24 protein-coding genes are annotated in these 22275 nt (G+C 55.6%); 8 read left to right on the top strand and 16 right to left on the bottom strand.

The annotated features are described in order from the left end of the window. Positions 1–137: 137 nt before the first annotated feature. The 6 genes from M2118_RS02085 to rpsB all read right to left on the bottom strand — a co-directional run bounded on the left by M2118_RS02085 (position 138) and on the right by rpsB (position 4971). A complete protein-coding gene (locus M2118_RS02085) occupies positions 138–689 on the bottom strand; it encodes a DivIVA domain-containing protein (protein ID WP_280794300.1) in 552 nt (183 codons plus the stop codon). Between the two features lie 36 nt (positions 690–725). Then, positions 726–1700 (bottom strand): phosphatidate cytidylyltransferase, encoded by a 975-nt coding sequence (locus M2118_RS02080; protein WP_280794299.1) that lies wholly within the window; start codon positions 1698–1700, stop codon positions 726–728. Between the two features lie 20 nt (positions 1701–1720). Next, positions 1721–2275 carry a ribosome recycling factor gene (gene frr, locus M2118_RS02075; RefSeq protein WP_280794298.1) on the bottom strand — a complete coding sequence of 185 codons (555 nt, stop codon included), beginning with the start codon at positions 2273–2275 and terminating at the stop codon, positions 1721–1723. 35 nt (positions 2276–2310) lie between these two features. Further along, positions 2311–3024 (bottom strand): UMP kinase, encoded by a 714-nt coding sequence (pyrH, locus tag M2118_RS02070; RefSeq protein WP_280794297.1) that lies wholly within the window; start codon positions 3022–3024, stop codon positions 2311–2313. A 131-nt stretch (positions 3025–3155) separates the two neighbouring features. Continuing rightward, complete coding sequence (gene tsf, locus M2118_RS02065) at positions 3156–3983, bottom strand: translation elongation factor Ts (RefSeq protein ID WP_280794296.1); 828 nt, start codon at positions 3981–3983, stop codon at positions 3156–3158. 34 nt (positions 3984–4017) lie between these two features. Next, positions 4018–4971, bottom strand: coding sequence for a 30S ribosomal protein S2 (rpsB, locus tag M2118_RS02060; protein WP_280794295.1), 954 nt, complete (start codon positions 4969–4971; stop codon positions 4018–4020). Between the two features lie 217 nt (positions 4972–5188). Here rpsB and M2118_RS02055 point away from each other — a divergent pair, with 217 nt between their 5' ends. After that, the gene (locus M2118_RS02055; RefSeq protein WP_280794294.1) at positions 5189–6784 is read left to right on the top strand and encodes an MFS transporter; all 1596 of its coding nucleotides are present in this window, start codon (positions 5189–5191) and stop codon (positions 6782–6784) included. Positions 6785–6852: 68 nt separating this feature from the next. After that, positions 6853–7356, top strand: coding sequence for a M23 family metallopeptidase (locus tag M2118_RS02050; RefSeq protein WP_280794293.1), 504 nt, complete (start codon positions 6853–6855; stop codon positions 7354–7356). Here M2118_RS02050 and M2118_RS02045 read toward each other — a convergent pair whose 3' ends face one another. The 7 genes from M2118_RS02045 to rpsO all read right to left on the bottom strand — a co-directional run bounded on the left by M2118_RS02045 (position 7357) and on the right by rpsO (position 14581). Beyond that, positions 7357–7803, bottom strand: coding sequence for a tetratricopeptide repeat protein (locus M2118_RS02045; protein ID WP_280794292.1), 447 nt, complete (start codon positions 7801–7803; stop codon positions 7357–7359). It lies immediately after the preceding gene. A gap of 2 nt (positions 7804–7805) precedes the next feature. Then, positions 7806–8528 (bottom strand): 4-hydroxy-tetrahydrodipicolinate reductase, encoded by a 723-nt coding sequence (gene dapB, locus M2118_RS02040; protein WP_280794291.1) that lies wholly within the window; start codon positions 8526–8528, stop codon positions 7806–7808. Positions 8529–8537: 9 nt separating this feature from the next. After that, complete coding sequence (locus M2118_RS02035) at positions 8538–9140, bottom strand: histidine phosphatase family protein (protein WP_280794290.1); 603 nt, start codon at positions 9138–9140, stop codon at positions 8538–8540. 3 nt (positions 9141–9143) lie between these two features. Then, entirely contained in the window at positions 9144–10526 is a 1383-nt protein-coding gene (locus M2118_RS02030) for a M16 family metallopeptidase (RefSeq protein ID WP_280794289.1), read from the bottom strand. A 45-nt stretch (positions 10527–10571) separates the two neighbouring features. After that, entirely contained in the window at positions 10572–11585 is a 1014-nt protein-coding gene (locus tag M2118_RS02025) for an aldo/keto reductase (RefSeq protein ID WP_280794288.1), read from the bottom strand. Between the two features lie 156 nt (positions 11586–11741). Then, a complete protein-coding gene (locus tag M2118_RS02020; protein ID WP_280794287.1) occupies positions 11742–13991 on the bottom strand; it encodes a polyribonucleotide nucleotidyltransferase in 2250 nt (749 codons plus the stop codon). Between the two features lie 320 nt (positions 13992–14311). Next, positions 14312–14581 (bottom strand): 30S ribosomal protein S15, encoded by a 270-nt coding sequence (gene rpsO / locus M2118_RS02015; RefSeq protein WP_280794286.1) that lies wholly within the window; start codon positions 14579–14581, stop codon positions 14312–14314. Positions 14582–14791: 210 nt separating this feature from the next. Here rpsO and M2118_RS02010 point away from each other — a divergent pair, with 210 nt between their 5' ends. The 3 genes from M2118_RS02010 (at position 14792) to M2118_RS02000 (ending at position 15885) form a co-directional block, all read left to right on the top strand. Next, positions 14792–15154, top strand: coding sequence for a DUF805 domain-containing protein (locus M2118_RS02010; RefSeq protein ID WP_280794285.1), 363 nt, complete (start codon positions 14792–14794; stop codon positions 15152–15154). 91 nt (positions 15155–15245) lie between these two features. Next, the gene (locus M2118_RS02005; protein WP_280794284.1) at positions 15246–15638 is read left to right on the top strand and encodes a DUF805 domain-containing protein; all 393 of its coding nucleotides are present in this window, start codon (positions 15246–15248) and stop codon (positions 15636–15638) included. A 25-nt stretch (positions 15639–15663) separates the two neighbouring features. Continuing rightward, a complete protein-coding gene (locus M2118_RS02000; RefSeq protein WP_280794283.1) occupies positions 15664–15885 on the top strand; it encodes a DUF167 domain-containing protein in 222 nt (73 codons plus the stop codon). Here M2118_RS02000 and M2118_RS01995 read toward each other — a convergent pair. The 3 genes from M2118_RS01995 to M2118_RS01985 form a co-directional block, all read right to left on the bottom strand. Beyond that, positions 15882–16568 carry an alpha/beta hydrolase gene (locus tag M2118_RS01995; RefSeq protein WP_280794282.1) on the bottom strand — a complete coding sequence of 229 codons (687 nt, stop codon included), beginning with the start codon at positions 16566–16568 and terminating at the stop codon, positions 15882–15884. The two genes, M2118_RS02000 and M2118_RS01995, sit on opposite strands and share 4 nt — an antisense overlap. A 2-nt stretch (positions 16569–16570) precedes the next feature. Continuing rightward, on the bottom strand, positions 16571–16945 hold the full coding sequence (locus M2118_RS01990) for an FKBP-type peptidyl-prolyl cis-trans isomerase (protein ID WP_280794281.1): 375 nt from the start codon (positions 16943–16945) through the stop codon (positions 16571–16573). A gap of 64 nt (positions 16946–17009) precedes the next feature. Beyond that, positions 17010–18551, bottom strand: a complete 1542-nt coding sequence (locus tag M2118_RS01985) for an amino acid permease (protein WP_280794280.1) — start codon at positions 18549–18551, stop codon at positions 17010–17012. A gap of 226 nt (positions 18552–18777) precedes the next feature. On the opposite strand from M2118_RS01985, the gene M2118_RS01980 reads away from it, so the two are divergent. The 3 genes from M2118_RS01980 to M2118_RS01970 are packed head-to-tail and all read left to right on the top strand — an operon-like array spanning position 18778 to position 22251. After that, positions 18778–20145 (top strand): glutamine synthetase family protein, encoded by a 1368-nt coding sequence (locus tag M2118_RS01980; RefSeq protein WP_280794279.1) that lies wholly within the window; start codon positions 18778–18780, stop codon positions 20143–20145. Then, positions 20126–20896, top strand: a complete 771-nt coding sequence (locus M2118_RS01975; protein WP_280794278.1) for a gamma-glutamyl-gamma-aminobutyrate hydrolase family protein — start codon at positions 20126–20128, stop codon at positions 20894–20896. Before M2118_RS01980 ends, M2118_RS01975 begins: the two co-directional genes overlap by 20 nt. Continuing rightward, positions 20890–22251, top strand: a complete 1362-nt coding sequence (locus M2118_RS01970) for an aldehyde dehydrogenase family protein (RefSeq protein WP_280794390.1) — start codon at positions 20890–20892, stop codon at positions 22249–22251. The genes M2118_RS01975 and M2118_RS01970 overlap by 7 nt, the downstream gene beginning before the upstream one ends. The last annotated feature ends 24 nt before the right edge of the window (positions 22252–22275 follow it).

The raw sequence follows: 22275 nt of genomic DNA, 5'->3' as shown, positions 1-22275 counted from the left end.
TTGTTCGCGGAGTCACGTAACGAGCGGACGACCGAATGGTCTGACGCGCGCGCTACTTCTGAATGCCTACCCACAGTTATCCGATTTTAGCCCAGAAGGCTGTGAATCAGCCAGCACAGTGGCTCTGAACAGGGGTTTTAGTTGTTTCCGAGGGAAAGTAGAAGGTCAACCAGAGCGTCGAGCACGGCATCGACTTGACCCTCGTCGTAACCACCACGTGCGGCGCGGAAGGTCACCGAGCGAACATCTGCAACAGAAAGTGGCTCACCCTGAAGGAGATAAGCGGTGACGCGCTCTGCAAAAGCATCCACATCCTTGACGGCATACCCCTGTGTGAAAATTCCCACACGAGTGAAGCGGTGCTTGGGGCTTCTCGAGAAGCGTGCAGTGAGAACAGCCGAGGTTTGGCTAGCTTGTTCTAGCCACGCAGCTTCACCCATGGTGGCCAGGGCAACTGCTCGCTCACGTTCAGCAAAGGCAGTTTCGAGGCGCTCGAGTGCTCCGTCTACGTGACGGGTGGAATAACCACCCTTATGCAGAGCGAAAGACATGTCGCGAATTGCGTGAGAGGTCAGAGTGGAGGCCCCTGCGATGTTGCTGTCATAGGCAACTCGAGCTTCAGCAATGAAGGCGTCCACTTCAGCAGTGTTGTAACCGCGCGTGCCACGCTTCACGCGGGGAAAAGTCATACTCACAAGACTTATTGTTTCAGAGAATTCTGTGCGTTAGTGCACAACAAGTGAATAGATAACGAAAGTAACGAGGGCGGACGGCAAGATGGAGTCCAAACGGTCCAAGAAACCACCATGGCCTGCCAACCACGAGCTCATGTCCTTCACGCCGATAGTGCGCTTAATGTGGGACTCCCCTAGGTCGCCCAACGTGGCGGTAACCAAGATGATGGGGCCCAGGATCAAACCAAACCACCAGGGCTGGCCAATCATGAAGATGCTGAGCAATACCGCAGCAATGATGGCCGCAAGTGCTGCCCCTGCAAAGCCTTCCCACGTCTTCTTAGGACTGATCTTGGGAGCCATCAAGTGCTTTCCAAAGTTCAATCCGCTGGCATAAGCACCGGTATCCACCGAAACCACAACGATGAGGAATGCCAGTGTCCACCACTGACCATCGGGTTTCGCCACTAAGGCAACGGCAAAACTACCCAGCACAGTGACATAGGCCTGCACGAAGGTAGCCGCCAGGAAGTCTTTACGCAGGCTGACGTCTGCTGTGGCGTGATAATTACGCTTGATTTCAATCAGGCGCCACGCAGTAACAAAGAACACACCCACGAGGGCAACACCGAGCGCAGCGAAGATTCCGAAGAAATACGCGATAGGAACAGCGGCAACTGTTGTGATTGCTGTGGGAATGCGTGGAACACGACGACCCATGGCATGCAACGCGGTTGCCAGCTCAACAGCTGAGATGCCCAGCAGAACGGCAGCAAAGAGCATGAACAGGTTCTTATCCACCAACAAACTCAGGAGGAGAAGTCCACCCAGCACAATGCCGATGCCTATAGCGCCGAGTAAATTGCGCCCAGACTTGGCCTTGATGCGTTCGTTTGTCTTTTCAAACTGCATCCGGCGAGCTTCCAGCTGACGCTCGAAGTCTGCACGAGTAGCCCTCAATTGGGCATGCAACTCTCCAGCAGGATTTCTCCTGCTGTGTTCATCGCGGTTGGGATTCTCGTTCATGGCAGTGGCCAGAGCAAGGACTAAACCTTGAGGAGTTCAGCTTCCTTGTGCTTGAGCGCGTCATCGATAGCGTCAACATACTTCTTGGTGAGAGCTTCGAGTTCCTTCTCACCACGAGCACGTTCGTCATCGCCGAGCTCGCCCTTGAGTGCGTCGATGCCATCCTTGGCACTGCGACGGATGTTACGCAAGGAAACCTTGGCATCTTCGGCCTTGGTCTTGACGATTTTGACGTATTCCTTACGACGCTCTTCAGTGAGCTCAGGCATGGTCAGACGGATCACGTTGCCATCGTTAGTAGGGTTTGCGTCCAGGTTGGGAACGTCACGCAGTGCCTGCTCGATGTCGCGAAGTGCAGTCTTATCGAAAGGGGTAATGAGCAGGGTGCGAGCTTCTGGGTTCTGCATCGAAGCTAGCTGCGCCAACGGCGTGGGGCTGCCGTAGTAGGTAACCATGACCTTCTGGAACATGGCGGGGTTGGCGCGGCCGGTGCGCACGCTCGAGAAATCTTCTTTGGCTACGTCAACAGCCTTGGCCATGCGCTCTGAGGCATCTGACAGTACTTCCGCAATCACGGTAACTCCTTGAAATTTGGTGCGATAGAGCCAGTCTAGTTGGTGACCAGCGTGCCGATCTTTTCACCCAGAATGGCTTTGGTGATGTTGCCTGAAGGCTCCATGCCGAAGACACGCATAGGCATCTTGTTATCCATGCAGAGGCTGAAAGCTGTGGAGTCGACGACCTTGAGGCCACGCTTGAGGGCGTCACGGAACGTGACGGACTCCAGCTTCTCGGCACTGGGGTCTGTCTTGGGATCTGCGGTATAGACACCGTCGACACCATTCTTGGCCACGAGAACCTCATCGGCGTGAATTTCGAGTGCACGCTGTGCAGAAACAGTGTCGGTGGAGAAGAAGGGAAGACCAGCACCGGCACCAAAGACGACAACGCGCCCCTTTTCCAGGTGACGAATAGCGCGCAAGGGTAGGTAAGGCTCTGCAACCTGGCTCATCGCGATTGCAGACTGCACACGAGTGGCAGCTCCTGCCTGCTCTAAGAAGTCCTGCAGTGCCAGAGCGTTCATCACGGTACCGAGCATGCCCATGTAGTCCGCACGTGCACGGTCCATTCCGCGCTGAGAAAGCTCAGCACCGCGAAAGAAGTTACCACCACCGACAACTACGGCAATATCAACGTGTTCTGAGGCTGCAGCGATTTCGCGCGCAATAGCGCTGACCACGTCAGGGTTTACACCCAGACCGCCACCACCGAATGCCTCACCCGAAAGCTTGAGTAGAACTCGACGGCGGGTGTGTGTCGGCATGAGAATCCTTATCTAAAAGCAGTGGCGCTAGAGACCAATTTACACTGGCAAGCTCTCAAGAAATACGCCGGCACACATGAAAGAAGCCCGATCCTTATCGGACCGGGCTTCTTTACGAGTATTTCTAACGACTATGCGCCAACCTTGAAACGAGCGAAGCCCGTGACAGTGATGCCAGCGTTGTCGAGGACCTGCTGGACCTTGAACTTGTTGTCGCGAGAGTATTCCTGCTCGAGCAGAGCAATCTGCTTGATGTAGGCAGAGATACGACCGTCAACGATCTTCTCCAGCTGAGCTTCGGGCTTGCCCTCGTTACGGCTGATCTCAGTAACGATTGCGCGCTCCTTCTCGATGTCCTCTGCAGGAACATCTGCGCGGCTCAGGTACACAGGGTCAGCGAAGGAGATGTGCTGTGCAATTGCACGAGCAGTCTCTGCGTCGTCACCGGTGTAAGCAACCACAACACCAACCTGAGGAGGAAGGTCCTGGCTGGTCTGGTGCAGGTAGATGGAGAACTTGTCACCGCTGAATGCAGCGAGACGACGAAGTTCGATCTTCTCGCCGAGGATTGCTGCCTCATCTGCGATGAGTTCTGCAACGCTCTGCGAACCTGCAGCTGCTGCGAGGCCTGCGTCAACCGAAGTTGCGCCAGCTGCGGAAACTGCGTCGAGAACCTTCGCTGCGAGTGCAACGAACTTGTCACCCTTAGCCACGAAGTCGGTCTCGCAAGCGAGCTCGATCATGGTTGCAGAGCCGTTCTCTTCCTTGGCAGCAACGAGGCCTTCGCTGGTAGAGCGGTCGGCACGCTTCGCGTTACCCTTTGCTCCCTTGAGACGAAGAATCTCGGTTGCCTTCTCCAAGTCACCGTTTGCTTCGGTGAGTGCGTTCTTTGTGTCGACCATGCCGGTGCCGAGGCGCTCGCGCAGAGTCTTGAGGTCTTCCATGCTGAAAGATGCCATAGTTCTAGCTCCTAATTAAGGCTTGAAAGGGAATTTATTCTGCTGCGGGCTTCTTGGCAGCAGGCTTCTTAGCGGCAGGCTTCTTTTCTGCAGCGTCAGCCTTGGGAGCAGCAGCCTTCTTTGCAGCAGGCTTCTTCTCAGCAGCAGCCTCAGCGACTACTTCTTCAGCAACAACTTCAGCAACTGCCTCAACGACAGCAGCTTCAACAGCTACCTCAGCAGCAGGTGCGCCAGCTTCGAGGAGTTCGCGCTCCCACTCAGCCATAGGCTCTGCAGCTTCGCCCTCAGCAGGCTTCTGGTGGCGCTGGATCAGGCCCTCAGCTACTGCATCAGCGATAACACGGGTCAGCAGACCGACAGAGCGGATTGCGTCGTCGTTACCGGGGATGGGGTAAGTCATCTCGTCGGGGTCGCAGTTGGTGTCGAGGATACCAATGACGGGGATACCAAGCTTCTTTGCCTCCTGGATTGCCAGGTGCTCCTTCTTGGTGTCTACTACCCAGATAGCGGAAGGGGTCTTGGTCAGGTTGCGGATACCACCGAGGCTCTTGTGGAGCTTGTCGAGTTCACGCTTCTTGATCAGGAGTTCCTTCTTGGTGAAGCCACTCTTTGCGGTGTCTTCGAAGTCGAGCTCTTCGAGCTCCTTCATACGTGCGAGGCGCTGACCAACAGTGTTGAAGTTGGTGAGGAGGCCACCGAGCCAACGCTGGTTGACGTAAGGCTGACCTACGCGGGTTGCCTGCTCGAGGATTGCTTCCTGAGCCTGCTTCTTGGTACCGACGAAGAGGACGGTTCCACCGTGTGCAACGGTTTCCTTGACGAACTCGTATGCGTTGTCGATGTGCTGCAGAGACTGCTGCAGGTCGATGATGTGGATACCGGAACGCTCAGCAAGAACGAAACGCTTTACTTTCGGGTTCCAACGGCGGGTCTGGTGACCAAAGTGAACGCCGCTGTCGAGCAGCTGGCGGATTGTGACGACGGCCATGGCCATCTCCTTTTCTTGGCATGTTTTGTGCACAGCACAACTCATACCGCTTGCGGTTTTGTCGCAGGTAACCGGTTGGTTCCTGCCCTAGTGCCCGATGCAATTCCCGCGATTCTGATTGCTCAGATTCGACCGAAGGGTTTTGACATACGTGTTGGGCACGCGAAGTCACCCCATAAATGGAGTGCATCACCAGCATAACAGGCAAGATAGGGGTATGGCATCTTCAGCACCGGTCGCTCTCCCGCCCAGCATCTCCCCCAAGAACGCAGGTTTGGTGCTGACGGCACTGATTCTGGGTGCTGGTGTGGCCAACATGAACTTGGCCGTGGCAAACGTAGGCCTTCCCGACATTGGGCGCGACTTAGGCGCTTCACAAGCCGGGCTGAACGTTGTCGCTGTGGGCTTCTCCCTTGGCCTGGCTGCAACCGTGCTCTATTTGGGCGCACTGGGCGACCGCTATGGCCGCAAGCTCATGCTGATGGCCGGTCTTATCATTGGTGTTCCAGCGGCGTTTATGTCTGCCCTATCCCCCAACATTGAGATGTTGGCCCTGTCTCGCTTGATCGGGGGTTTTGCCGCCGGTATGGCCTATCCGACCACCCTGGCCTTAATTACGGCGTTGTGGTCTGGCCCTGCCCGCACCCGTGCGATTGCGCTGTGGTCCGCCATTGGCGCAGCCATGTCGGCTTCTTCCACACTGTTGGCCGGAGCAGTCTTGATGATTCTGCCCTGGGGATATTCCTTCTTGATTGCTGTGCCGTTTGCCGTTGTGGCGATCTTCCTGGTGTGGCGCTTGGTTCCTGCTCACGTCAATGAAACTACAGACAAGGTGGACCACCTCGGTGGTGTGCTCTCGGGAATCTTCATTGGAACACTGGTCCTGGGCATCAACTACATCGCACTCGACGGCCAGCTCGACATTGCCATCGGCATGCTGGGCGCGTCTGCAGTGACCGGTTTCTTGTTCTTCTGGCGCCAAAAGCGCGCCAGTGAACCACTGTTCGACCTGACCTATGCAGCACGGCCACCCTTTTGGGTGGCGGCTGTGTCCGGCATCATCGTCTTTGGATCCTTGATGGGTGCCATGTTTGTGGGACAGCAGTTCCTGCAAAATGTTCTGGGATACAACACCTTGCAAGCAGGACTCGCCATTATTCCGTCCGCACTTGCCATGGTGATTGTGGCCCCCTTCTCTAGCCGCATGATTGAGCACTACGGCTCACGCATCACCTTGCTGGTGGGATTCATTGTCTGTATGGCTGGGTTCTTGGTCATGCTCTTTGGTTGGAACATTCACACCCCCATTGCCATTGTGATCATCAGCTATGTCCTCATTGGTGCTGGTGTGGGCTTTGCTGGCACCCCAGCTAGCCATGCCCTAACCGACTCTGTTCCCGTCACCAAGGTGGGCATGGCTTCCGGAACCGGTGACCTGCAGCGTGACCTCGGTGGCTCCATCATGCAGTCACTTCTGGGCGCCATTCTGGGTGCCGGCTATGCCGCTGCGATTGCCAAGTCGATCTCAGCTGCACCTGCATCAACACAGGCAGAAATCACCACGAGCATTGGCGCAACACTGAAGAAGTCTTTCGGTAGCGCAGAGGACCTCGCCTCAAAGTATCCCGACTACAGCCAAGCCATCATTGAGGCAGCCAAGCAGTCCTTCCTGGATGGCGCGAACTGGGCATATGCCTCGGGCATCTTTGTGATGTTGATTGGCATGGTCATCACGTTCTTCTTCTTCCCCAAGAAGACCAAAGAGCGTGAACTCTATGCCGAGTATGCACAGCAGTCCTCCACAGTTCACTAGAGAGAAGTTTCTGCCCTAAAAGTAGCGACAGCGCTTCCCGTGTGACACTTCACCTCATGCTGTGAGGCATGTGGGGATTTCAGAACAACCTAGCCAAGCTGCTGGCAACAAGTCTGTTTAGTGTGGCCGTCGTGGTCACGCTCAACACAGCTCCCGCCCATGCCCTTCGGGCAGGGAGTTGGTCGTGGCCTGTGGTGGGCGGCCACACCATCTCCCACGGCTATGACGCACCGAGCGTTTTTTATGGCGCAGGGCATCGCGGGATAGACCTCGTAGCCGAAGTGGGGCAAGAAGTTCTTGCCCCTGCCGATGGCAAGGTGCACTTTGTGGGCACTGTGGTGGACCGTGAACTCATCTCACTGGATCACGGACAGTTTCTCTCCACCTTCGAGCCCGTGACATCACCACTGACCGAAGGTGAATCCGTCACTCGCGGGCAAGTAATTGGCACCGTCGCCATCAGCTCTCATTGCACCTGCCTCCATATGGGGGCGCGACAAGGCAAGGACTATCTCTCCCCGCTGGCCATGCTGGCATCTATCCCAGCAGCAGTATTACTGCCGTGGGATTAGCTAGGCAGGGTTGGACTTGTGCAGGGCAATGGCGTTGCGAATAGCGAAGCGCGCGCGCTTCCGGTCACCTGACGCGTCATAAGCCAGGCCTAAACGGCACCAGGCGCGCCAACTGGCAGGCTCTGCGTCGACAGCTGCTGCGTAGGCGGGGAACTCTTTATCCACATCAGAGCGAATAGGGCGACCACTGGGGCGATGAGGAAGGTCATCACCGGGTAATGCACCCTCAGATTCGAGGATGTTGACCAACTTGGTGGAGGAGATGCCAAACGCAATCTCTCGCCACAATGCCCAGGCTCCAACGAGCGGCAACACAATGAGTGCAATACCCATCACGATCGCAACAGGAACACCCGTGCTAATCATGACGATGCCCTGATAGGCCGCGGCCCACAAATACAGCGCAAGCAGCGCTGCCATCAGCACTGCTCCCAAAATGGCGCGCATGTTTAGAGGTTAATGACGCGGTCGAGACCGACGATTTTGCCCGACAGCCCAGGAAGTGCGCGAATAGCAGCCATGATGCCGGCTTCATAGGAGCGGTCAGAAAGCGTGGTGTGGGTAATGGTGACGGTTTCACCGTTGCCGCCGAAGATGACATCTTGCTTAGCAACGACGCCTTCCATGCGCAGGGAGTGCACGGGAACACCAGCGACAAGCTGACCACGAGCACGCTGATCTGCGTGAGGAGCCTGTACATCCTGGTCGCGGACTTTACCGATGCGCTCTGCAGTGCTCACAGCGGTTCCCGAAGGGGAATCAACCTTGTGGATGCCGTGCGCTTCGATGATCTCAATAGAGTCAAAGTGCTTGGCGGCCAGTGTTGCCAAGTGGGCAGAGAGGGCAGAACCCAAAGAGAAGTTGGAGATGAAAATCACGCCAACTTCGGGGTGAGACTCTATGAGGGGCTCAACCTGGTTGATGCGCTCAGCGGACCATCCTGAGGTGCCGATCATGATGGACTTGCCATTCTCCACAGCAAATTCCAGAACCTTGCGGCTGATCGAAGGCAGGGACACATCCACGACGATGTCAGCCACGAGCATCTCACTCAGATCACTCTGCGAACCCAACTGGGCAGCAAGCGTAAAGTCCTCTGATTCATTGATCAGACGGCAAACCAGTGAACCCAGTTTTCCTGAGGCACCAACGACGGCAACGGATGTAGACACAAGTCAAGTCTAGATTGTGTAGGCGTCAGGAATACCCGAACGCAGTTCAACTGGCAGGTGACCCAGGTCATTGTGGGAAACAAGTGCCCACGGACGTCCTGGACGCTGCTGCAAAACCGTAATTCCACAGTTCGCTTGATTCAGGGTGACCCACTTCCACGCAGGTGCTCCAAGGGCTTCCAGCACAAACCACGCAATGACGTTGTTGTGGGTGACGAGGAGGTCTGTTTCTCCCTGACGACCAGGAGCTAAAAACTCGGCAACAGCATCTGCCATCTGTGCAGAACCTGCCTCAATATCTGCCTCAGTGACCGATCCAAAGAAGGGATCAAACACCGACGGTGTTTCTTCACTCTTTCCGGCAGGAATGCAATCCATCAACAAAGCAGAAGGTTCGGTGGTGACACCCTGCATCTGCTCGCTCATCACGCGCACGGTTTCCCAGGCTCGCTCGAGTGGCGAATGCCAGACATGAGAGAACTCAACATCAGCCAAACGACGTCCCACTGCCTCTGCCTGCGCAATGCCGCGCGGTGAGAGTGGACCGTCAATAACGCCGTGCTCGGCGTCGAGTTGTTCGCCGTGACGAACCAAGATGATGTTGTGTGCCATGAATTACCCCTCAGAAAGGATACGCGATAACGCGGCCTCATCTGCTTGGCCCACAGAAACCAACGAGAGCTTGCCTGCAGCAAGTTCCTGAGCAAGATCTTGGATACGTTCAGCAGTGACCTCATTCAGCATGGAAAGAGCTGCGTCATAATCAATGAATTCACCCGAGGAAATCTCTGACTTACCCAAACGCGACATACGGGTGTCAGTATCTTCCAGAGCCAGGGCAGAACCACCGGCAAGCTGACCTTTGGCGCGGCTGAGCTCATCGGCGGTTACACCGTGTTCTGCCAGCTTGTGGAATTCAGACAGCAGCAACTCAGCCACTTCTGGTGCCTTCTTGGGAGAAGTACCGGCAAAAAGACCAAACGCACCAGCATCTGAATACGACGAGGCGAAAGAGAAGACTGAATAAGCCAGCCCGCGCTTCTCACGAATTTCCTGGAACAAACGCGAGGACATCCCGCCACCCAAGATGGCGTTCATGACGGTTTGAACAACCCGACGCTCATCGGTAGCCACGATGCCAGGAACACCCAGCATGATGTTGGCCTGTTCGATAGGGCGTTCGATGACCTGCAGTGCTGTTCCTTGAGTAATCAGAGCAGGGGTGCGGGGACGACGCTCTACAGGCGCAGCTTCGATGCTGAGATCCCAGCCAGCAGCTTCGAGCGTGCGCTGAACTTGGGCAACAAGTTCATCGTGGTCTAAGGAACCAGCTGCGGTGATGACGAGATCATTGGGACGGTAGTTAGCACGGTAGTGCGCCACGACCGCTTCGCGGGTGGCCGCACGAATAGTTTCGGGGCTTCCACCGATGGGGCGCCCCAGTGGGTGCTCCCCCAGCACGCCTTCAAAGAAGCGCTCCTGGGCAACATCTGATGGATCGTCTTCGGCCATCGCGAGTTCTTCCAGAATGACATCGCGTTCGGTTTCGAACTCATCAGGGTCAATCAAACTCGAGGTGAGCATGTCACTCATGACGTCAATCGCCATGGGCAGATCGCTGTCGCGAATCTTCGCGTAATAGCAGGTGTATTCCTTGGCGGTGGCAGCATTGTGCTCACCACCGACCGAATCAAAAGCAATAGCAATGTCTAGTGCTGTGCGTGATGGGGTCCCCTTGAACAGCAAGTGCTCAAGGAAGTGGGTTGAACCCAAACTGGCGGGGTGAGCGCTCTGACCGTCATGCGCAGCTTCGGCAGGGTGTTCATCTCGTGAGCCCACTGCTACCCAGTAACCCAAAGTGACACTACGCGCGCCGGGCACACGTTCGGTCAGAATGCGCACACCCGAAGGCAGAACACTGCGGCGGACAAGCGCATCACCAGATGCAACGAAGTGAAGCTCGGGCTGATCGAGCGGAAAAGCAATGGGGTTATTCATACGGTGCTCAAGCCTAGGGCACGCCACGGACTCACGTCAGAGACGTTAAGAACGTTGACGACCAGGCAACCAGTTTCGACCTTGCTCTGCAGATGCTCGGTCGAGGTCAGCAAGTTGCTGACGAGTGAGTTGAACCTGAGGTGCGTGCATAAGAGCTTCGAGTTCACGCAGTGATTCAACCCCTGCAGTGGGCACTCCCACAGCAGGCCTTCCCAATATCCATGCCAACGCCACCGTGGAAATATCTACTCCTTGGGTCATGGCGATGTTGTCCAGTATGCGCAACACATGCGTGCCATGACGCCCCCCATGTTGTGCAGCGCGTCTGGCTCTCGTGTCACTGGGATTGAAACTCTTGATATTGCGGTGACGACCAAGGAACCCGTTAGCCAGCACAAAGTACGGCATGACAGACATACGCTGAGCAATGGCCATCATGGCAATGTTGCCCTCAACGATGTCTCGGCGCAGCAGAGAGTATTCCAGCGCCACTGCTTCAAAGCGGGGCAGGCCACTGCCTGCCGCAATGCGAGCCTCGAGAAGGCGATCGGCACTGAAGTTAGATGCACCGAGGGCACGAACCTTGCCTGCCTGCATGAGCGTTTCAACAGCAGAAAGACTCTCCTCAAGTGAGACGTCAGGATCTTCAGCGTGAAAATACAGCAGGTCAATGTGGTCTGATTGCAGCCGCTCTAGGGATGCATGGACGGAATCAATGATGTTTTGTGCGGCTAGTCCTGGGAATTCGGGGTGGCGACCAACCTTGGTAGCCACGACCACCTTGTCGCGGTTACCACGCTCACGCATCCATTTGCCAATAATCTGCTCAGACATCCCTGAGGAATATGAGTCAGACGTGTCAACTAGGTTGCCACCAAGTTCCACAAAACGATCCAGTAAATCTGTTGAGCGACCACTGGGAAGAGTCCAACCGAAGACGGCACCACCGAGTGCTACTGGGTAAACCTCAATGTCGGTTTGACCGATACGACGCGCAGGAGTTTCATCCGCTCCGGAGCGCACTGCTCCGGAGGTGAATTCCCCTGTTTCTCCGGTCATAACTCTGACGATAGAGCAGAAATGTCACGGCAATGTTACGACAGACCTTCAGTCCACTCAGAGGAAGAAAATGTCCCCCGTCAGGGCTTTAAAGTGTCCCCCAGAATGACGAAACCCGCCCCACCGAAGTGGGACGGGTCATCGTTGTGTTGAGTTTTACTCAGCGTCGCTTGCTGCGGCTGCTTCGCCCTCTTCACCTTCGAGAACAGGCTCAAGCGAAAGCTTGCCACGGTCATCGATCTTGGTGATCTTGACGAGAACCTTCTGGCCAACGGAGAGAACGTCTTCAACGTTCTCCACACGCTTGCCACCAGCGAGCTTGCGCACCTCAGAGATGTGCAGCAGGCCGTCCTTGCCAGGAAGCAAGGAGACAAACGCACCGAAGGTCGCGAGCTTGACGACGGTACCGAGGAACTGCTCGCCAACCTCAGGGTTGGTGGGGTTCGCAATGGCGTTAACCTGTGCGCGAGCGGCTTCAGCGGAAGGACCATCGGTAGCACCGATGTAGACGGTTCCGTCATCCTCGATCGAGATGGTTGCACCAGTCTCGTCCTGGATGGTGTTAATCGTCTTACCCTTGGGTCCGATGAGCTCACCGATCTTGTCGACAGGGATCTGCACGCTGATCACGCGAGGAGCAGTAGCTGCCATCTCGTCAGGACCGTCAATCGCTGCGTTGATAACTGCGAGGATCGCGGTACGAGCTTCCTTCGCCTGAGTCAGCGCACCAGTGAGCACGGAGGCAGGGATGCCGTCGAGCTTGGTGTCGAGCTGAATCGCGGTGATGAATTCAGACGTACCTGCAACCTTGAAGTCCATGTCGCCGAGAGCATCTTCTGCACCGAGGATGTCGGTCAGAGCTGCGTAGCGGGTCTCACCGTTGACCTCGTCAGAGACGAGACCCATAGCGATACCTGCAACAGGAGCGCGCAGAGGAACACCAGCGTTGAGCAGCGACAGAGTCGATGCACAGACCGAACCCATCGAGGTCGAACCGTTGGAGCCCAGAGCCTCAGATACCTGACGGATTGCGTAAGGGAACTCTTCACGTGCAGGAAGCACGGGAACGAGAGCACGCTCTGCCAGGAAGCCGTGACCGATTTCGCGGCGCTTAGGCGTTCCCACACGACCGGTTTCACCGGTGGAATATGGGGGGAAGTTGTAGTGGTGCATGTAGCGCTTCGAAGTGATTGGAGACAGCGAGTCAATCTGCTGTTCCATCTTCAGCATGTTCAAGGTGGTGATACCCATGATCTGGGTCTCTCCACGCTGGAAGATAGCTGAACCGTGAACGCGAGGGATGACCTGAACTTCAGCATCCAGTGCACGGATATCGCGCAGACCACGGCCGTCCATACGAACACCCTCGGTGAGGATACGTCCGCGAACAACCTTCTTGGTTACTGACTTGTATGCAGCACCGAACTGGTTGAGAGCAATCTCTTCGAGCTTGCCTTCGGCAACCTGTGCAGCGATAGCTTCCTTGACGCGAGCCTTGACCTCGTCGTCAGCATTCTGACGCTCGATCTTGTCTGCGATGAGGTAAACCTTCTCGAGGTCAGCAAGAGCGAGGTCGCTCACTGCTGCGTAGAGCTCGTCAGAGTAAGGAAGGAATACGGGGTAGTCCTGAACTTCCTTAGCTGCCTGGCGTGCGAGCTCAACCTGAGCCTTGATCAACGAGGTGAGGAAAGGCTTAGATGCTTCAAGACCCTGAGAGACGATTGCCTCGTCTGGCTTGATGCCGCCAGCCTTGATGAGGTCCCAGCTACCTTCGGTAGCTTCTGCCTCAACCATCATGATGGCGATGTCTTCCTTGCCGTCCTTGTCCACAACGAGGCGACCTGCAACAACGAGGTCGAAGACTGCCGTCTTGAGCTGGTCAACGTTGGGGAATGCAACCCACTGGCCGTCAATCAGGGCCATACGGATACCACCGATAGGACCAGAGAAAGGCAGACCAGAGATCTGGGTAGATGCAGACGACGCGTTGATAGCCAGTGCGTCATAGAACTCACCAGGAGCAATAGAGAGCACGGTGATTACGATCTGAACCTCGTTACGCAGGCCATCAACGAACGATGGGCGCAATGGGCGGTCGATCAGACGGCAGACCAGGATGGCCTCAGTCGAGGGACGGCCTTCACGACGGAAGAACGAACCGGGGATCTTGCCTGCTGCGTAGGAGCGCTCTTCAACGTCTACGGTCAGAGGGAAGAAGTCGAAGTTATCCTTAGGCTGCTTGCTGACCGAAGTAGCAGAGAGCAACATGGTTTCTTCATCCAGGTAGGCCGCAACTGCGCCCTGAGCCTGCTGTGCGAGACGACCGGTTTCAAAGCGGACGACGCGCTTGCCGAACTTACCGTTATCGATAACGGCTTCGGCGAATTTGATTTCTGGACCTTCCATTGAAGGTTTCTCCTTTGTTTTACGTCGATTCCCCGTGTGGGATTCGACTCATACGTTCGGAGCAGAACAAGACAGAACGAAGGCGTTATCAACGCACATACATCGCACGAGTATCAGACTTCGTGCTGGCCACCAGTAGAAATCCACCAACATCTGTTGGTAAACCACCACCGAAGACCAGCGAACTGTCTGCCTGCTCTTCTCTAAGAGTACCCCAAAACCCTCAATAAGCCCATGAAGGCTGAGATTCGAAGATGAATGTCAGGTTAAATCACAAGAGCCACCCCGCAGGGTGGCTCTTGGTGAAGTGTCGTTTTCGACTATCGACGCAGCCCGAGACGCTCAATGAGCTGACGGTAGCGAGTGATGTCGACATCGGACAGGTAACCGAGAAGACGGCGACGCTGACCAACGAGCAGCAGCAGTCCACGACGTGAGTGGTGGTCATGCTTGTGCTCCTTGAGGTGCTCGGTCAGGTCCTTGATGCGCTTGGTGAGAAGTGCAACCTGAACCTCAGGAGATCCAGTGTCACCGGGGTGAGTTGCGTATTCGTCGATGATCGCCTTCTTGACATCTGCTTCTAGTGCCATGTTGGGATCCCCTTTCTTAGTACCTCGTTGCGCGGCGCCCATGACCTTATGTCTGAGCTCTCTTAATCCGCGGCCGTTAGACGGCAACCTCACAAGGTTATCAGAGTGTGGGGCACGCCCGTAACCAGAGGTCACCACCCATTCCGCAGCTCGGGGGTAGCCTGAAATTGAGCCACAACTGTTTCGTGGTTCACAAAGTCAGGAGTAATCATGAATTTCGGTGAAGCAATCAAGTTCGGCTTCAACAACTACGCCAACTTCCAGGGACGTTCTCGTCGTTCCGGATACTGGTACTGGGCACTGTTCTCTGCCCTTGTAAGTGCAGCCTTCAATATCCTCTCCGGCGGAGAGACCGACAACTTCTTCGGCATCCTCGGCGGACTAGCTGGCCTTGCACTCTTGCTGCCAGGTCTTGCTTACGCTGTGCGCCGCCTCCACGACATCAACAAGTCCGGCTGGTTCATTCTGTTCGCACTGATCCCTCTCGTGGGCTGGATCTTCCTGCTGGTTTGGTATGTCAAGGACAGCGAGCCTGGCACTAACCGCTTTGGGGCAAACCCCAAGGGTGCATAACCTTTCTTTCAACGAAACTGCCCTCTGTGTTCATTCACAGGGGGCAGTTTTCGATTCGGGGGTTTTTCCCCTTTAAGACAAGATGGACATTATGACTTTTTCTCAGGCCATCCAATCCGTATTCTCCAAAGCAACCAAAATTGAGGGCCGTGCTCCTCGCTCTGAATACTGGTACTGGGTTCTGTTCACCTTCATCGTTCAGATGTTCACCATCCTGCCCGTCATTCTTGTAGCGATGATGATCCCTCAAAAAGATGTCTGGGCAATTCTTCCTTTCCTCATTGCTGCAGGTTCGATCTGGGTATTCCTTTGGATTACGCGCATCACTGTGACCGTGCGTCGCTACCACGACCAGGGCATGTCCGGCTGGATGTTCTTCATCGGATTTATCCCCGCTATTGGTGGAGTGTTGGAAATCATCTTCATGCTGCAGCCCAGCCAGCCAGGTTCGAACAAGTTCGGTGTTCAATACCTCGGTAAGTAACAGCGCTTCGCGCTAGCTTTTCTTTATGCGCGTTGTTGTTCGGGTTAAACCCGGAAGCTCTAAGGGGCCACTCGTCGTATCTGACGAGGAAGGCCTTGTTGTCTTCGTGCGCGAGAAAGCCATCGATGGCGGCGCCAATGAAGGCGTGACCAAGCTACTGGCAGAGCACTTTGGCGTGGCAAAGTCCAAGGTAAGAGTTGTTCGCGGTCACACTGCACGCATCAAACAGATTGAGATTGACGACTAACCTGTCACGTTCTTTCGCAGGAACGCAGCAGCGTCCTCGATCTCTTCTAACGACAAACTATGACCAACATGGGCATAAAGTTTGGCTTCCACATCGAAGTGTTCAGGCAACCAGCGACGCGTGAAGTCAATAAGAACTGGCGTAATCACAGGATCTTGAGGGTCACGCCCCCAAAACAACGGTGGCATCACATCGGCGAGCGCTTGGTCGCGCTCTGCTGCGCCCTCGGTCGTGTCCTGCACAGCAAAGCTGGCAAAGAAGACGCCTGCAATAAAGCGCTCAGGCTGGCGGCGGAAGAGCTGAGTGAGCATGACTCCCCCTTGGGAGAAGCCCAAGAGTGCAACATCACCTAGTCCACCAACTTCAGCGTCGAGTGCATCGATCCACGCGATCAGGCTGTGGGTGGAGGCAGTGACTTCGTTGATGTCTCGGCGCAGAGTGTCATTCTCTGCGTCGTAGTCAATGGCGAACCAGGCATTGCCTGGTCCTGCAGTGAGCGGTGCTCGCAAAGAGGCTATAACGAATTCTTCGGGCAAGTACTGCCCTAACGAGAAGAGGTCGCCCTCGTTCGAGCCGTAGCCATGCATCATGATGAGCAGGGGGCGTTCGGCCAGAACGGAGGCGACACTCTCTCGTGGTACTGACCACCGCACAGCGGTGCTGTCGATGGCAGGGAAGGTCATGCTTAGCTAACGCCCAGCAGGTCGATAACGAAGATGAGGGTCTTGCCGGAGAGGCGGTGACCGCCACCAGCTGGACCGTATGCCTTAGCGGGAGGGCACACGAGCATGCGGCGTCCGCCTACCTTCATTCCAGGGATACCTTCTTGCCATCCGGAGATGAGGGCCTGGAGAGGGAAGTTGATGGATTCGCCACGGTTCCAGGAAGCATCGAATTCTTCGCCGGTTTCGTATTCAACACCGACGTAGTGCACGTCAACGGTTGCACCGGCGGTTGCTTCTGCGCCGTCGCCGACAACGATGTCTGTGATGGTGAGCTCCGATGGAGCATCGCCCATAGGTGCATCGATTTCTGGCTTAGTGAGGTTGTGTTCAGTCATGGGTTAATTCTGGCAGAGAAAAGGGCCGGCTCCCGAAGGAACCGGCCCCTGTTGTATTTCTGAGTTACTTTTCTCCGTCGACTCCGTCGGAAGCGAGAAGTTCCTTCTCTATCTTTCCGCCGTAGCCTTCTTTCTGAGGATCTCCGTGGAGACCACCTGAGACGGCGTATTCCTCTTCGGGTGAGAGCACGAGGCGCTTGCGGCCCCAGAGCGCAAAGCCAATCAACATCAGTGCGTAAATAACCGCAATGGCGACGATGGCTGGGCGAGCGGGCTCATTGATGAAGAATCCGAAGAAGATTGCCAGGGACACAATCGCCGCAATAACAGCACCGGGTACTCCCCAGGGGCTCTTGTAAGGACGGTTGGCCTTGGGGAACTTCTTGCGCAGGATCACAAAGGAGACCATTTGCAGGATGTAGGCAATAACAGCACCCCATACAGCGATGTTGAGCACGATAGCTCCCGCAACACCACTTGCTCCACCCAGGGAGTCAACAGCGATAAGGGCCAAGAAACCAATGACTGCACCAACAGTCAAAGCAACGTAAGGAGTCTCTCGCTTGCCTGTCAAAGACAGGACCTTGGGGTAGTAACCAGCTCGGGAGAGTGAGTACATGTTGCGACCGTAGGCGAACATGATTCCCTGCAGGGAAGCAAGCAGACCAATCAACGCGAAGAGTGCGAGCACGGCAGCAGCACCGTCACCGACCATGGCACGGAAGCCATCAAGCAATGGCTCGCCTGCAGCGCTGATTCCTTCAGCGCCAACGAGGGCGGTGTTGAGGAACAGAACCAGCAGACCAGTCACAATCAGCGTGGTGCGAGCAATCAGACCTGCACGAGGAATGTCCTTGACGGGGTCGTGAGATTCTTCAGCAGCAAGAGGAAGTTCCTCAATACCCAGGAAGAACCACATGGCGTAGGGAAGTGCAAACAGGATGGGCACCCAGCCGTGAGGAAGGAAGGTGGACTGTCCTGCATCTGGCGCGATGTTCCAGAGGGAGTTGAAGTCAAGTTTGCCCGAGAAGACAGCCATGACAGAGAACACCAGCAAGATAGCGATTGAGATGATGGACACCACAATGGCGAACTTGAAGGAGACAGCGGAGCCGGCAGAGTTCAGCAGCACGAATACCGCGTACAGAATGATGTACCAGACGAACATGGGCAGGTTCAGCCCTAAGAGTTCACTGGTCACACTATTGGCATAGGACGCCGAGAAGAAGACAACCACGGCTGTGGTTGCGACATACTCAATCGTTTCAGCGAGACCGGTAATAAATCCACCCCACGGCCCCATTGCCGATCGGGCGAATGAATATGCTCCACCAGAGTGAGGCATGGCTCCCGCCATCTCTCCAATGCTGAACATCATTCCGTAGTACATGAAGATGAGGACGGCGAATGCGATCAGCATTCCGCCAAAGCCGGCAAAGCCGATACCGAAGTTCCAACCGGAGAAGTCTCCGGAGACCACGGCAGCGACGGCAAGGCCCCAGAGACCCCACAAACCAGCCGAACGCTTGAGCGTCCGTTTCTTGAAATAGTTGGCGTCTGCGGTTGTGTACGTCACACCCGAGACGTTCAAAGTGTCTTTGGACATTGAGATTTCCTTCTGCTCGGGTTGAGCACCCCCAGGTTCGAGGTGAGGCACACAACACTGTGAGATTCCTTGGAGATGACTATATGCCTCAAATTGGTTCTTGTAACTACCTTTAACAAATAATTAATCTGAAAAATATCTGCTATTTACCCAAGAACGCTTGACACGGAATCTTCAATAGAGTGGTCTAATGGTTGGAATACCTACCTCAAGGAAGAGAGTGACAATGTCCACTGCAGCTGGGAACCTCACCGCAGAAGGCCTCAAAGCCCTGGTTGAAGCCGGAACGATTGACACTGTCATCGTCTCCTTCACCGATATGCAAGGCCGCTTGGTGGGTAAGCGTGTTTCAGCTCGCCTCTTCGTGGAGGACGTGATGGCGCACGGCGCCGAGTGCTGTAACTATCTCTTTGCGGTAGATGTCGAAAACAACACCGTAGATGGCTACTCCATCTCTAGCTGGGAACGTGGTTATGGAGATATGGCCATGATCCCCGACATGAGCACCCTGCGCACGGCTCCCTGGCTTGAAGGCACTGCCATGGTGATGGCAGATATGCAATGGCTTGACCACTCCCCTGTCATGCAGTCTCCTCGTGAAATCTTGCGCACCCAGATCAACCGCCTGGCCAAACATGGCCTGGTCCCCTTTGTGGGCACCGAGCTTGAATTCATCGTCTTTGACGACACCTACCGTGAAGCCTGGGCCAAGGGATACGACAACCTGCGCCCCTCCACCGACTACAACGTCGACTACGACCTGCTCGCTTCAACCCGTGTTGAACCGTTGCTTCGAGACATCCGCAATTCGATGGATGCTGCCGGCATGTATTGCGAGGGCGTCAAGGGTGAGTGCAACCTCGGCCAGCAGGAAATTGCCTTCCGTTATGACGAGGCACTCGTCACCTGTGACAACCACTCCGTTTACAAGAGCGGTGCCAAAGTGATCGCCGATAAGCACGGCAAGTCATTGACCTTCATGGCGAAGTTCAATGAGCGTGAGGGTAACTCGTGCCACATTCACATCAGCTTGCGCGATACAGACGGCAACCCTGTCTTCGCAGACAAGAACGCAGAACACGGCATGAGCAAGATGTTCCGCCACTTCTTGGCTGGCCAAATTGCTGCAATGCGTGAACTCTCCCTGTTCTTCGCTCCCAACATCAACTCGTACAAGCGCTATGTCGATGGCAGCTTCGCTCCCACCGCAGTTGCGTGGGGCTTAGATAACCGCACGTGCTCACTTCGTGTAGTCGGACAAGGTCACGGCATGCGTGTGGAGCAACGCGTACCGGGTGGAGATGTGAACCAGTACCTCGCAGTAGCTGCACTGATTGCTGCAGGATTGCACGGTATTGAAAACGAGCTCGAACTCGAGCCGCTCACCACAGGCAACGCCTACACCGGAGGTGCACCACGCGTCCCCTCAAGCCTGCGTGATGCAGCTGAGCTGTTTGCCAACTCAACCATTGCCAAGGAAGCTTTCGGACAGGACGTTGTTGATCACTACCTCAACTACGCACGTATTGAAGTTGCTGCCTATGACTCTGCCATTACTGACTGGGAGCGTGTTCGTGGCTTCGAGCGTCTCTAACCGCAAACCCGTTATCGGGCTCACCACCTACCTAGAACAAGCCCAGTCAGGCGTCTGGGATGTTCAAGCTGCCTTCTTGCCGAAGGTGTATTTCAACGCCGTGAACAAAGCAGGCGGCATTGCCGTTCTTCTCCCCCCACAGGCCATCGATGCGGAAAGCGCTGAGACCATTCTGGACGGGTTAGATGGATTGATTATCTGTGGCGGTAAAGACGTTGATCCTGCCCGTTATGGACAGACGCCTCACCCATTGACAGATGAGCCCAGGCCAGATCGTGATGCTCTCGAGGATGCACTCCTGACGGCGGCGATTAATCGAGAACTGCCTTTTCTTGGTATTTGCCGCGGTGCGCAGATGCTGAATGTGATCCGTGGTGGCGACCTGATTCAACACCTCCCCGAAGTTGTCGGAGATGACCGCTACCAAAAAGGTCAAGGCAACTTCAGTCACATTCCTGTGAAGGTTGCTGAAGATTCACTCCTTGCCTCTGTTCTGGGCAATGAAGCCCCCGTGGGCGCCATGTATCACCACCAAGCAATTGGTGAGCTCGGCGAAGGCCTCAGCGTTGTTGCCTCCACTGAGGACGGAGTGATTGAAGCACTCCAACTAGATGACGTTCCGTTCGGCCTTGCCGTGCAATGGCACCCAGAACAAACCCCCGAAGACATAGGCCTCTTTGAAGGCCTGGTGGATGCAGCAAAAGAATATGCCCACCACCACCCCCGCAACACTCAAAGGAGCTCATCGTGAGTTACACCATCATCAACCCCGCCACCGAAGAAGCGGGCGAAACCATTGAGCACCTGAGCCTGGAACAAACAGATGAGGCAATTGATCTTGCCAAGCGTGCACAGAAAGAATGGGCTGCAAGAAACCCGGCTGACCGTGCTGTAGCTCTTCGTCTTTTCGCTGATGCCGTAGATGGCGATATTGAAAACCTCGCCCAGCTCGAGGTTCGCAACTCCGGCCACCCCATTGGCCAGGCACGCTGGGAAGCAGAGCATGTGAGAAACGTGCTCGAGTATTACTCAGCCACGCCCGAACGGCTCTTTGGCAAGCAGATTCCCGTTGCCGGTGGCATTGACTTCACCTTCCAAGAACCTCTCGGTGTTGTCGGTGTGATTACCCCGTGGAACTTCCCGATGACTATTGCATCCTGGGGTTTTGCTCCAGCCCTTGCAGCCGGTAATGCCGTTGTCCTGAAGCCTGCTGAGTGGACTCCTCTCACCAGTATTCGCTTGGGTGAGCTAGCCCTGCAATCAGGACTTCCTGAAGGACTATTCCAGGTCCTGCCCGGTCAGGGTTCTGTCGTGGGAGAACGTTTCGTTACCAACCCCACCGTGCGCAAGGTTGTCTTCACTGGCTCCACCGCAGTGGGCAAGCGCATCATGGCGGGTGCCGCTGATCAGATCAAGCGCGTGACTCTGGAATTGGGTGGCAAGAGCGCCAATATTGTGTTCGCAGATGCAGACCTCGAGAAAGCAGCTGCAAGCGCTCCCTATGGTGTCTTCGAAAATGCAGGCCAGGACTGCTGTGCCCGCAGCCGAATCTTGGTTCAGCGCAGTGCCTATGACAAGTTCATGGAATACCTCGAACCAGCCGTCAAAGGCGTCAAGGTAGGTAACCCTCTCGATGAAGCTACAGAGATGGGTCCCTTGGTTCACAAGAAGCACTTCGACAGCGTTTCTTCCTACGTGCCCAGCGATGCTCCCGTTGCTTTCCGCGGTTTTGCCCCCGAAGGTGCTGGCTACTGGTTCGCCCCCACTGTGCTGACTCCTGATTCGCGCAACCACATCAGTGCAACGGACGAGATCTTTGGTCCAGTCGTCACCGTGCTTCCGTTTGACGACGATGCAGACGCTATGGAACTGGCGAATGCAACAGAGTACGGCCTTTCAGGATCTATTTGGACCCGTGACGTGGGACGTGCACTGCGTATTTCTCGCGGCGTCGAGTCTGGAAACCTTTCCGTGAACTCACACTCTTCCGTCCGATACAACACCCCCTTCGGTGGCTTCAAGCAGTCAGGACTGGGCCGCGAGCTCGGTCCAGATGCGGCATTGGCTTTCACCGAAACCAAAAACGTCTTCATTCCTGCCGACTAAGACCTGAACAACCTCACTAAGGAG

This window comes from Aurantimicrobium minutum, from assembly GCF_029892845.1.
Classification (GTDB): domain Bacteria; phylum Actinomycetota; class Actinomycetes; order Actinomycetales; family Microbacteriaceae; genus Aurantimicrobium; species Aurantimicrobium minutum_B.
This window is presented reverse-complemented; position numbering and strand designations above follow the sequence as displayed.

Excerpts from the sequence above, each read along its gene's own strand:
- M2118_RS02050 (WP_280794293.1), top strand. The coding sequence starts at position 6,853 with ATGTGGGGATTTCAGAACAACCTAGCCAAGCTGCTGGCAACAAGTCTG.
- pyrH (WP_280794297.1), bottom strand. The coding sequence starts at position 3,024 with ATGCCGACACACACCCGCCGTCGAGTTCTACTCAAGCTTTCGGGTGAG.
- M2118_RS02035 (WP_280794290.1), bottom strand. The coding sequence starts at position 9,140 with ATGGCACACAACATCATCTTGGTTCGTCACGGCGAACAACTCGACGCC.
- M2118_RS01985 (WP_280794280.1), bottom strand. The coding sequence starts at position 18,551 with ATGTCCAAAGACACTTTGAACGTCTCGGGTGTGACGTACACAACCGCA.
- M2118_RS01980 (WP_280794279.1), top strand. The coding sequence starts at position 18,778 with ATGTCCACTGCAGCTGGGAACCTCACCGCAGAAGGCCTCAAAGCCCTG.
- M2118_RS02055 (WP_280794294.1), top strand. The coding sequence starts at position 5,189 with ATGGCATCTTCAGCACCGGTCGCTCTCCCGCCCAGCATCTCCCCCAAG.
- M2118_RS02005 (WP_280794284.1), top strand. The coding sequence starts at position 15,246 with ATGACTTTTTCTCAGGCCATCCAATCCGTATTCTCCAAAGCAACCAAA.
- M2118_RS02045 (WP_280794292.1), bottom strand. The coding sequence starts at position 7,803 with ATGCGCGCCATTTTGGGAGCAGTGCTGATGGCAGCGCTGCTTGCGCTG.
- M2118_RS02080 (WP_280794299.1), bottom strand. The coding sequence starts at position 1,700 with ATGAACGAGAATCCCAACCGCGATGAACACAGCAGGAGAAATCCTGCT.
- rpsB (WP_280794295.1), bottom strand. The coding sequence starts at position 4,971 with ATGGCCGTCGTCACAATCCGCCAGCTGCTCGACAGCGGCGTTCACTTT.
- M2118_RS02030 (WP_280794289.1), bottom strand. The coding sequence starts at position 10,526 with ATGAATAACCCCATTGCTTTTCCGCTCGATCAGCCCGAGCTTCACTTC.
- M2118_RS02010 (WP_280794285.1), top strand. The coding sequence starts at position 14,792 with ATGAATTTCGGTGAAGCAATCAAGTTCGGCTTCAACAACTACGCCAAC.
- rpsO (WP_280794286.1), bottom strand. The coding sequence starts at position 14,581 with ATGGCACTAGAAGCAGATGTCAAGAAGGCGATCATCGACGAATACGCA.
- M2118_RS01990 (WP_280794281.1), bottom strand. The coding sequence starts at position 16,945 with ATGACTGAACACAACCTCACTAAGCCAGAAATCGATGCACCTATGGGC.
- M2118_RS02025 (WP_280794288.1), bottom strand. The coding sequence starts at position 11,585 with ATGACCGGAGAAACAGGGGAATTCACCTCCGGAGCAGTGCGCTCCGGA.
- M2118_RS02085 (WP_280794300.1), bottom strand. The coding sequence starts at position 689 with ATGACTTTTCCCCGCGTGAAGCGTGGCACGCGCGGTTACAACACTGCT.
- M2118_RS02020 (WP_280794287.1), bottom strand. The coding sequence starts at position 13,991 with ATGGAAGGTCCAGAAATCAAATTCGCCGAAGCCGTTATCGATAACGGT.
- tsf (WP_280794296.1), bottom strand. The coding sequence starts at position 3,983 with ATGGCATCTTTCAGCATGGAAGACCTCAAGACTCTGCGCGAGCGCCTC.
- M2118_RS02000 (WP_280794283.1), top strand. The coding sequence starts at position 15,664 with ATGCGCGTTGTTGTTCGGGTTAAACCCGGAAGCTCTAAGGGGCCACTC.
- M2118_RS01995 (WP_280794282.1), bottom strand. The coding sequence starts at position 16,568 with ATGACCTTCCCTGCCATCGACAGCACCGCTGTGCGGTGGTCAGTACCA.